General features: G+C 44.9%; 10 protein-coding genes and 2 pseudogenes. 8 read left to right on the top strand and 4 right to left on the bottom strand.

Annotation, left to right across the window (positions count from 1 at the left end; genetic code table 11):
• The first annotated feature begins 1 nt into the window (after position 1).
• The gene (petG, locus tag V5G28_RS24885; RefSeq protein ID WP_332989149.1) at positions 2-103 is read left to right on the top strand and encodes a cytochrome b6-f complex subunit V; all 102 of its coding nucleotides are present in this window, start codon (positions 2-4) and stop codon (positions 101-103) included.
• A 95-nt stretch (positions 104-198) separates the two neighbouring features.
• On the opposite strand, the gene rsmD is transcribed toward petG, so the two are convergent.
• Both rsmD and hisH read right to left on the bottom strand, forming a co-directional pair.
• On the bottom strand, positions 199-741 hold the full coding sequence (gene rsmD, locus V5G28_RS24880) for a 16S rRNA (guanine(966)-N(2))-methyltransferase RsmD (protein ID WP_332989143.1): 543 nt from the start codon (positions 739-741) through the stop codon (positions 199-201).
• 295 nt (positions 742-1036) lie between these two features.
• Entirely contained in the window at positions 1037-1672 is a 636-nt protein-coding gene (gene hisH / locus V5G28_RS24875) for an imidazole glycerol phosphate synthase subunit HisH (protein ID WP_332989141.1), read from the bottom strand.
• Between the two features lie 67 nt (positions 1673-1739).
• Between hisH and V5G28_RS24870 the strand changes: the two genes are divergently transcribed.
• Together V5G28_RS24870 and V5G28_RS24865 are read left to right on the top strand one after the other, a co-directional pair.
• A complete protein-coding gene (locus tag V5G28_RS24870) occupies positions 1740-2252 on the top strand; it encodes a peptidase C15 (protein ID WP_332989139.1) in 513 nt (170 codons plus the stop codon).
• Between the two features lie 40 nt (positions 2253-2292).
• Entirely contained in the window at positions 2293-3684 is a 1392-nt protein-coding gene (locus V5G28_RS24865) for a DUF3370 domain-containing protein (RefSeq protein ID WP_332989137.1), read from the top strand.
• Positions 3685-3802: 118 nt separating this feature from the next.
• On the opposite strand, the gene V5G28_RS24860 is transcribed toward V5G28_RS24865, so the two are convergent.
• A complete protein-coding gene (locus V5G28_RS24860; protein ID WP_336231324.1) occupies positions 3803-4000 on the bottom strand; it encodes a hypothetical protein in 198 nt (65 codons plus the stop codon).
• Between the two features lie 344 nt (positions 4001-4344).
• On the opposite strand from V5G28_RS24860, the pseudogene V5G28_RS24855 reads away from it, so the two are divergent.
• From V5G28_RS24855 to ureC, 5 genes and pseudogenes are all read left to right on the top strand, one after another.
• Positions 4345-5203: pseudogene (locus V5G28_RS24855) on the top strand (urease accessory protein UreD).
• A 47-nt stretch (positions 5204-5250) separates the two neighbouring features.
• Entirely contained in the window at positions 5251-5553 is a 303-nt protein-coding gene (gene ureA, locus V5G28_RS24850) for an urease subunit gamma (protein WP_332989131.1), read from the top strand.
• Positions 5554-5596: 43 nt separating this feature from the next.
• A complete protein-coding gene (locus V5G28_RS24845) occupies positions 5597-5905 on the top strand; it encodes an urease subunit beta (RefSeq protein ID WP_332989128.1) in 309 nt (102 codons plus the stop codon).
• Between the two features lie 254 nt (positions 5906-6159).
• Complete coding sequence (locus V5G28_RS24840; protein WP_332989126.1) at positions 6160-6696, top strand: DUF1349 domain-containing protein; 537 nt, start codon at positions 6160-6162, stop codon at positions 6694-6696.
• Positions 6697-6705: 9 nt separating this feature from the next.
• Positions 6706-8483: pseudogene (gene ureC, locus V5G28_RS24835) on the top strand (urease subunit alpha).
• A 26-nt stretch (positions 8484-8509) separates the two neighbouring features.
• On the opposite strand, the gene V5G28_RS24830 reads toward ureC, so the two are convergent.
• Positions 8510-9331: an Rpn family recombination-promoting nuclease/putative transposase gene (locus V5G28_RS24830; protein WP_332989122.1), complete on the bottom strand. Its 822-nt coding sequence runs from the start codon at positions 9329-9331 to the stop codon at positions 8510-8512.
• Positions 9332-9412 lie beyond the last annotated feature (81 nt).

Genomic DNA, 9412 nt, shown 5'->3' with positions numbered 1-9412 from the left:
CTTGCTTGACGGCATTGTGCTGGGTCTAATCTTCGTAACCTTGAGTGGATTGTTTTACAAAGCTTACCAACAATACAAGCGCGGCAATCAGCTAGGTTTGTAAAGTACTGAGTACTGAGTGGGGAGTCGGGAGTGAGGAACTTTAAATTTTGAATTTTGAATTTTGAATTTTGAATTTTGAATTGTCCCCCACTCCCCTCACTCCACAACTCTGTAAAAGGTTAAAGCTGTGTTTCCGTAAACTTTTTCGCGGTAGATTTCCCAAGATGGAATGACTGGAGGTGTCCAATCTTGAGGATTATGTTCGACTGCTATTTCACCATTGGCGTCTAAAAGCCCAGAGTGAGCGATCGCCTCTAGCACTGGCTGGTATAATCCACTCGCATAAGGTGGATCGAAGTAAATTCTGTCAAACTGTCCTGACAATTTTGGCAAAAGCTGTACCACATCTCCCCGCAGTACCTTCCATTCTTGTTCGGCACTCGCTAAGCTCTGCCAGTTTTGTTGGATAATTGCACAAGCACGGTTAGATTTTTCAATCCCTACGACTAGGCTGGCTCCTCTACATAAAGCTTCTGCGCCCATTGAACCAGTACCGGCGCACACATCCAGCCAGCGACAACCTTCTATTGTCCCTTGCCAAATATTAAAAACTGCCTCCCGTACCCGCGCACTTGTCGGTCGGGTTTCTCTCCCTGGTAAAGTTTTTAATTGTCGATTACCGTAAATTCTTAAACTCATTAGTCATTAGTCATTAGTCATTAGTCATTAGTCATTAGTCATTAGTCATTAGTCATTAGTCATTAGTCATTAGTCATTAGTCATGATTTGCAAACATCTTTTTATTGGGTAAGCATCACCCACCAGTCACTTGTAAAGGTGGGCAATGCCATCCTATATGAAATTTACAAATTTTAACAATCAATTCTCAAAAAACCCTTTGACTATGAACTAGAGACTATGGAGTATTGACGACGACAATTGTATTTAGGCAGCAACTTGTGACTAGAGACTATTGACTCATCCACAATTGTATTTAGGCAGCAACTTGTGTCCAAACTTGGGAGACAAAATTAGACAGAATTTGCAATCCAATATTAGAGGATTTTTCTGGGTGGAACTGAACTGCCATAAGGTTATCGCGGGCGATCGCAGCTGTTACAGTTTGACTACCGTGGGTAACATTTGCAGCACAAACTTGCGGATCTTGTGGATCAACATAATAGGAATGAACAAAATAAACCCAAGGTTGAGATGGGAGATACTCCCACAAATTACTTTTTGGGTGAGTCAGTTCGAGTTGATTCCAACCCATATGAGGAATGGCAATTCCTGGTTCTCGGTGAAATCGCCTGACTGTTCCTTTAATAATTCCGAGTCCCGGTTCAACTCCTTCTGCACTTGACTCAAAAAGAATTTGCAGCCCTAAACAAATGCCTAAAAAGGGTTTGCCAGATGCAATTGCTTCTTTGATTGGTTTTTCCAAACCACGCGATCGCAAGTGTTGCACTGCTGGATCGAATGCACCCACTCCCGGCAAAACTACAGCATCTGCCTTTTCTAATTCCTTTTGAGAGTCAGTAATCTTAGGAGTTGCCCCGGCTTTTTCCAAACCTTTGCAAACCGAGTGCAAATTTCCCATGTCGTAGTCTACGACTGCAATCACTGTCATTTACCTGCTCCCTGTTAATTTATAATGGAGGGTATTTCTATATTATCTATATTAAATAATATTCGATATGAAGAAAAGAATTCTATTAACTTCTTTTGACACTTGGCTATCTGATCAAAAATCAAATTCTTCTGATGATTTGTTGGCAGAAGTTGCTCGGCTTAACTCGTTACCTTATGATTTAACCTTGTTGCGACTGTTGCCTGTAGATGTGCAGCGAGCCCGTTTTCGAGTCATAGAAAAAATCCATGAACTCCAACCAGACTGCATTATCTGCTGTGGCATGGCACGAAAGCGGACACTATTAAGTGTGGAAGTCGGCGCTAGTTGTGGAGAAAATGTGTTGCAGACAACAGTTGATTTAGAGCAATTAGTGGCGGGAGCAAGGGCAGTTGAGATCAGTCACGACTGCGGAAAATTTGTTTGCGAAGGTCTTTACTATTGCGTTTTAGATGAACTACGCCAACAGCAATTAACAACCCCTTGCATCTTTGTCCACGTTCCTATTGTGACTGAAGAAAATTTGCCCTTAGTCGTTGACGATTTTTTATTGATTATGCACAGGCTGGCACTTTGGTAAAGCTGTTTGCGTCTGTAGCGAGAAAAATATATGTAAGTATATGTTGCCATTCTTACTAATTTTTCCGATCGCTCAAATCACTCCTCCCCCTGCAGCACCGCCACAAGAAATTGTGCAACAGCAACAAGTGCGTCCTTTACCAGGAAATCTGGATAATATCCCTGTATTTAACAGCAATAGCCCAGAAAAGGTTCTGAAAGAAGGAATTTTGCTTTCCACCTTTCCATCCGAAGGGAAAAAAGTCCCAACAGCACACCTGAATTTTCCTTTTAAAGGACGATTTGATGTTTTTGCCCACCATGTTGCTCAAGCACCCACACCAGAAGACTTGCGATCGCTGTACCTCGGGATAATCCTGCACAACCCAGGAAAACAACCCGTGACAGTGAATATCTTGCAGGCGGCGAGTTATTTAAGCCAGCCAGATGCGCCGTTTGCGGAGTTGCCATCTAAGAGTGAGAATATTTTGGGGACAATTTTCGCCGGACCAGGCGATCGCGTGATGTATGATGTCCTGCGGGGACAACGACAAGACACATTTCCTCCTCAAATCATCATTCCACCAGGCGAAAGCCGGATGTTGATGAATGCGCCCATTCCTGTGAACGGACTCACACCACCCTTAAATGGTCGGTCTACATTTATGCGACTGTGGAGTAACGACACAGTATATGCAGCGAGTCTGGCAATGTTTGCACCAAAGAATCCTGATGGCAGCGAGCGTGAGCCTAGTTTAGAAGAATGGCAAAATTTACTAGATAATGGTGATTTATCCGGACCACGCGATAAAGTCCCCACCCCTCTTGAGGAGACTAACAAACCAATCATATATGGTCGCGTTGCCGGAGTCGCCCAGGGGACTGAATGGAAAGCATTATTAATAGATGATCCAAAAGCTCAACATCTGACCATTCCCAGTCCGGGACTTGCCTTTTCTTACGCCCTAAGCGCCCTAGATCGCGGTACCTTAGGAACGAGTCAAATACAAAGTGCGCCGATGCTGGTACGCTATCCTGACACCGCATATCGCGCTCATGGAAATTACACTGTGCAATACAGCCTAACATTGCCACTGTATAACAATACTCAGAACCCCCAAACGGTTATGGTGTCAATGCAGACACCAGTAAAAGAAGACCAGTTAACCAAAGCAGGATTGCGCTTTTTAAATCCACCAGCGCCGCAAGTGTTCTTCCGGGGTTCGGTAAGAGTACGTTACAAAGATGACCAAGGTCTACCCCAAACGCAGTATTTGCATTTAGTGCAGAAACGGGGACAACAAGGAGAATCATTAGTGATGTTAAATATGAAAGGAGGCGAGAGAAGATTAGTAGAAGTAGACTTCCTCTATCCGCCAGACGCCACCCCACCCCAAGTGCTGACAGTTCAGACCATGAATAATGTGAGTTCAACTAGTAGTTCATCGCATTAATTATGATGGTTGTATAAGTTTGTAGTAAGGACTTTAGTCCTAGACTCTTTGAGCGTTTGCGCTCACTAGTTAGCCTTCAAAAAAAGAAAAAATCCCACGCTTTCTAAGCATAGGATTATCAATCTGACCTTTCATTTCCCAAAACTTTCACCTTGACGAGAACGTCATCATTGACCTTGACATAAACCTTGACCACCACTCCAAATGTGGGATCGACTTTGACGAAAACGTTGACCTTTACCACAATTTGCAAGAAACCCCGGTAGTTAAACCGGGGAAAAGGGGTTTTGTCGTGTACTTTGAGTCTTTTATGCAAGACCGCATTAATTTATAAAGATAGGCTTGTTTCAATCCAAATAATTGCCAAATTGCCAAGTAACTAAGCAAGAATAGCTAAAATAAAACCCCAGGCTTATTACCTGGGGTTGACGGTGTTTCAACCACGATGTGCATGACGGCTTATCGCCCTAATCTATCCTTTTGTTGTTAACAAGAGTAGCCAAAATGCCAAAAACACTTATCCACAGATAACTACTGAGTTTGCGACAATTCCCTCAACAACTATGTGTTCTTGGCGAAAAATCGTAATAAATATTAAGTAGAGTCGGCAAGGCATACCCTATAGACTAAAAAAAAGAAATTAAAAAAAATTAATAATTTGTGAATCAACAGCCTAACTATCAAACCACAGCACAATCCTCAAATGGCTGGCATGGCAAACTTAATTTAGTGTACGCTCATCGCCAAAATACAACAACGCTCATTCACAACCAAAATCAAGCACCGCTGAAGGTACAACGCCCATTTTATCCAGAAGGGCAAGAGGTTTGTCATAGCGTAATATTACATACAGCAGGGGGAGTTGTGGGAGGCGATCGCCTTTCTTGCAATTTTCACCTCCAAAAGGACGCCCAAGCACTGATCACAACAGCAGCAGCAAGTAAGATATATCGCAGTAATGGCACTCAAGCAAAACAAAGCATTGAGATACAAGTTGATACTGGTGCTTGCTTGGAGTGGTTACCCCAAGAAACAATAGTCTTTAACGGGGCAATTTATCGGCAAGACTTGCGGGTAGAATTAGCTACAGGAGCAAGCTGGATAGGCTGGGAAATCAACCGATTTGGACGCAGTGCCAGAGGAGAGAAATTTGCAACAGGAGAATGGCGATCGCACACGGAAATTTGGCAGCAAGGCGTCCCCTTGTGGATTGATAGGCAATGGTTACCGGGTAGCGAAGAGGTTTTTCACAGTCCCCACGGCTTGGCAGGACAACCTTTGGTAGGTAGTCTGGTATACGTTGGGCAAGAGGTTTCACCGGATTTGGTGGAGAAGGCGCGTTCTTTGTGGTGTGGGGGAAGGGGAAGCAGGTGTGACTCGTCTTTCATGTGGATTATTGTGTCGATATCGTGGTTGTGCAACATCTGAGGTGAGAAACTGGTTTACAGCTGTCTGGCAACTGCTGCGACAATCATTTTTGGCGCGTCGTGGCTGTATACCGCGAGTTTGGCTTCTTTGAACCGCAGAGGACGCAGAGTACACAGAGAGGAGAGAAAGAGGTAGGAAATGCAACTTACGCCGCAGGAGAAGGATAAATTGTTGATATTTACTGCTGCGCTATTGGCAGAAAGACGGAAAGAAAGAGGTTTGAAGTTGAATTATCCAGAAGCTGTGGCGTATATTTCTGCTGGTATTTTGGAAGGCGCGAGAGACGGGCGAACTGTGGCAGAGTTGATGAGTTATGGTACAACGCTGTTAATGCGGGATGATGTGATGGAAGGTGTACCAGAGATGATTCATGAAGTGCAGGTGGAAGCAACTTTCCCGGATGGGACAAAGTTGGTAACAGTGCATAACCCAATTCGTTAATTCTGTCGCGTTTTGAATTTTGAATTTGAAATTTTAAATTATTATGATTCCAGGGGAAATTATCACAGCAGTTGGGGAAATAGAACTTAATTCAGGTCGTCCTACTGTAAGATTGCAAGTGTCAAATACAGGAGATAGACCGATACAAGTTGGTTCTCACTTTCACTTTTACGAAGTTAATGCTGCGTTGAATTTTGAGAGAGAACAAGCGCGGGGAATGCGTCTCGATATTCCCGCGGGAACAGCAGTTCGCTTTGAACCAGGCGATGAAAAAGAAGTGACATTAGTCCCGTTAGTTGGTAGTCGTCAAGTCTACGGCTTCAACGCCAGAGTGAACGGGCAACTAGATTGATGATAAGTCCGCCAAGGGTTAGAAACCCCACAGCGAGTAGCCTAAGTCCTCTCAAGACAACTAAACGCAAAACGAGGCAAGATTTTCAGTCCATTTTAATGTAGAGACGTACCATGGTACGTCTCTACATAGCCGGGAACTTCAGTTCTGAGCGGGTGCGTGAGCTAATTGAGAATAATGCAAGATGTCAGTTCCTAAGTTCCCCACGCCAAAGCCATAAGTGTACACACTTTAGATGTGAGGATTCAACAGAGATGGAATGGTACAATGAACCGCCTGTTTGGAATGTCCAAGGTGACACAATCCACATCACTTCTGGATCGAAAACGGACTTTTGGCGTGAGACGCACTACGGCTTTATTAGAGATAATGGTCACTTTTTTTATGAACAAATTCAGGGTGACTTTGTTGTTGAGGTAAAAGTCACTGGTGAGTATCAAGAATTATATGATCAAGCTGGAGTGATGGTGCGTTTAAATGAGTCTCATTGGTTGAAATGTGGTATTGAATTTGTTCATGGTGTCCAACAAGTCAGCGCTGTCGTCACACGCGACTACTCGGATTGGTCTGTTATCCCAATGCCAGAAAATCCCTCTACAATTTGGGTGCGTGTGACTCGACGCGGGACTGCTGTGGAAGTGCAATACTCTCTGGATGGCAATGATTACACGATGCTGAGACTGGCGTATCTCACTCCTGTGGAAACAGTGAATGTTGGTGTCATGTGTGCTTCTCCTGAAGGGAATGGCTTCCCGATGAAGTTTGAAAAATTTACAATTCGCAGTTTGTGAGGAGTTGTTATGAGTTACAGAATGGATCGCCGCGCCTATGCGGAAACCTTTGGTCCAACAGTAGGCGATCGCATCCGACTAGCCGACACAGAATTATTTATCGAAGTTGAACAAGACTTCACCACCTATGGGGACGAAGTGAAATTTGGCGGCGGTAAAGTTATCCGTGATGGGATGGGACAGTCTCCTATTTCCAACGCCGATGGTGCGGTTGATTTAGTCATTACCAATGCCTTAATTCTCGATTGGTGGGGTGTCGTCAAAGCAGATATCGGTATTAAAGATGGCAAGATATTCAAAATTGGTAAAGCTGGAAATCCTTATATTCAAGACAACGTAGATATTATTATTGGTCCTGGTACTGAGGCGGTAGCTGGAGAAGGAATGATTCTCACTGCTGGCGGTATCGACACCCACATTCACTTTATTTGTCCTCAACAGATTGAAGTGGCGATCGCCTCGGGTATTACCACAATGATTGGCGGCGGTACTGGTCCTGCTGCGGGTACAAACGCTACTACCTGTACCCCTGGTCCTTGGAACATTTACCGAATGCTGCAAGCCGCTGATGCTTTTCCTATGAACTTAGGATTTTTAGGTAAAGGCAATGCTAGCTTACCTCAAGGACTCGTGGAACAAGTACAAGCAGGTGCGATCGGGTTAAAGCTGCACGAAGACTGGGGAACGACACCCGCTGCAATTGATACCTGTCTCAGCGTCGCCGATGATTATGATGTACAAGTAGCAATTCATACCGATACTTTAAACGAAGCGGGGTTTGTGGAAGACACCATCGCCGCTTTCAAAAATCGTGTTATCCATACATACCATACTGAAGGTGCAGGCGGCGGTCACGCACCAGATATTATTAAAGTGTGCGGGGAAGCGAATGTGCTACCATCTTCCACCAATCCTACACGTCCTTACACCGTCAACACCTTAGATGAACATCTGGATATGTTGATGGTGTGTCATCACCTCGACGCTGGTATTGCCGAGGATGTGGCGTTTGCAGAGTCGCGCATCCGACGAGAAACCATCGCCGCTGAAGATATTTTGCATGATTTAGGTGCGTTCAGCATGATTTCTTCGGACTCCCAAGCGATGGGACGGGTAGGAGAAGTGATAATTCGCACCTGGCAGACAGCGCACAAAATGAAAGTGCAACGGGGAGACCTCACCCTTGATACCCCCCTTTCTAGGGGAGCCAGCCGCGTGCGGGGGTTCCCCCCGTTGAGCGGACTGGCGTGGGCAGGGGGGATCTGGCAGACAATTTCCGGGCTAAGAGGTATGTTGCGAAGTATACGATAAATCCAGCAGTTACCCACGGTATTTCTCAGTATGTGGGTTCAGTGGAAGAAGGAAAACTTGCAGATTTGTGTTTGTGGCGTCCGGCGTTTTTTGGTGTCAAGCCGGAGATAGTTATTAAAGGCGGGATGATTGCATGGTCACAAATGGGCGATGCGAATGCAAGTATTCCCACACCGCAACCAGTGCATATGCGACCGATGTTTGGCAGTTTTGCGGGTGCGCGTCACGCCACATCATTAACTTTTGTCTCCCAAGCAGCTTTGGAAAGGGAAATTGCCAGCCAATTGGGTTTGCAAAAGCAAGCCGTTGCAGTCTGTGGAACACGCCAGTTGAGTAAGCGGGATATGAAGCTGAATGATGCGTTACCTCATATTGAAGTTGATGCCGAAACTTATGAAGTGAGGGCTGATGGGGAGTTGCTGACGTGTGAACCTGCAACAGTTTTGCCGATGGCACAAAGGTATTTTTTGTTTTGACGCTAATGGCAAGGAACAATTAGCAATTAGCAATTATTAGCCTGTAACCAGGTGACTAAATCAGCTGGTGAGGAAAAATCCAACAGCGCCTCACCTAAATTTTCTAGCTGCGTGATGGATAGCCTCCTAATTTGCTGTTCCAGTTCTGGCTCAACTGTAACAAGTCGGCGTTTCAGTAGGCGCATAGTGTACGTTAGCGCCTCTTCCCGCTTTCCTTCTTCGAGAATGTCTTGGTAAATAACAGATTCCCGCATAATTTCCTCGCTAAAAAGTTGGCGAATTAAATCCTTTTTAAACCGTAAACCCGCCAGCAGCTGAGTACAGTTGGAAATCAGCTGTCGCTGTTCTGGTTCTTCTATATTACCGACCTCTTCGGCTACTTGGCTGAGCAGCTGGCTGCTATCCTCAGCTGCACAAAGAACTGCCAAGGGCAGCAGTCCTGTATTCTGGAGCAATGGCTCTGGGTTTTGTTCCCACATCCGCACCACATTGTAGCGATGGCGTGTTTCTTCCAGTTGGAATTCACTTGGAACTTCAGCAGCAGCGCGTGATTCTTGCAGTAATACAAGAAATTGCGTTATGGGTAGGCGATAGCTGCGGTGCAATCTCACCCAATAATCCAGCATCCGCAGTGGTAAAGGAGGATTAGTCTCTCCCGCCACTTGAAATTCTATTTGTAGAAGCCGTTTCTGACGGGGTAAATAAGCAACAAAGTCCGCGCGGATTGGCTCGATACTCAATTCGGTTTTTAAGACTTCTATCGATTTAGGAGTTGCTCCAAATAACCAGCTAGCGAATGATTGAGGGTAAGTTTCCGAAAGATATTTGCATATATTGTCGAAAGACATGGTTATTTGGCAAAAATTAGACTTATATTGCTTATTATCTCCATAAAAAGTCGGATTTGAGCATTTCGTTTTGTTTGAGGC

The sequence above is a fragment of the Scytonema sp. PRP1 genome, from assembly GCF_036697665.2.
GTDB lineage: Bacteria > Cyanobacteriota > Cyanobacteriia > Cyanobacteriales > Nostocaceae > Kalymmatonema > Kalymmatonema gypsitolerans.
The sequence above is the reverse complement of the archived record's forward strand: the minus strand, read 5'-3'. Positions and strand labels throughout refer to the sequence as shown.

Bases quoted from the DNA above. Each gene is read 5' to 3' on its own strand.
- V5G28_RS24840 (WP_332989126.1), top strand. From the start codon at position 6,160: ATGGAATGGTACAATGAACCGCCTGTTTGGAATGTCCAAGGTGACACA.
- V5G28_RS24870 (WP_332989139.1), top strand. From the start codon at position 1,740: ATGAAGAAAAGAATTCTATTAACTTCTTTTGACACTTGGCTATCTGAT.
- rsmD (WP_332989143.1), bottom strand. From the start codon at position 741: ATGAGTTTAAGAATTTACGGTAATCGACAATTAAAAACTTTACCAGGG.
- ureA (WP_332989131.1), top strand. From the start codon at position 5,251: ATGCAACTTACGCCGCAGGAGAAGGATAAATTGTTGATATTTACTGCT.
- V5G28_RS24830 (WP_332989122.1), bottom strand. From the start codon at position 9,331: ATGTCTTTCGACAATATATGCAAATATCTTTCGGAAACTTACCCTCAA.
- V5G28_RS24865 (WP_332989137.1), top strand. From the start codon at position 2,293: ATGTTGCCATTCTTACTAATTTTTCCGATCGCTCAAATCACTCCTCCC.
- V5G28_RS24845 (WP_332989128.1), top strand. From the start codon at position 5,597: ATGATTCCAGGGGAAATTATCACAGCAGTTGGGGAAATAGAACTTAAT.
- hisH (WP_332989141.1), bottom strand. From the start codon at position 1,672: ATGACAGTGATTGCAGTCGTAGACTACGACATGGGAAATTTGCACTCG.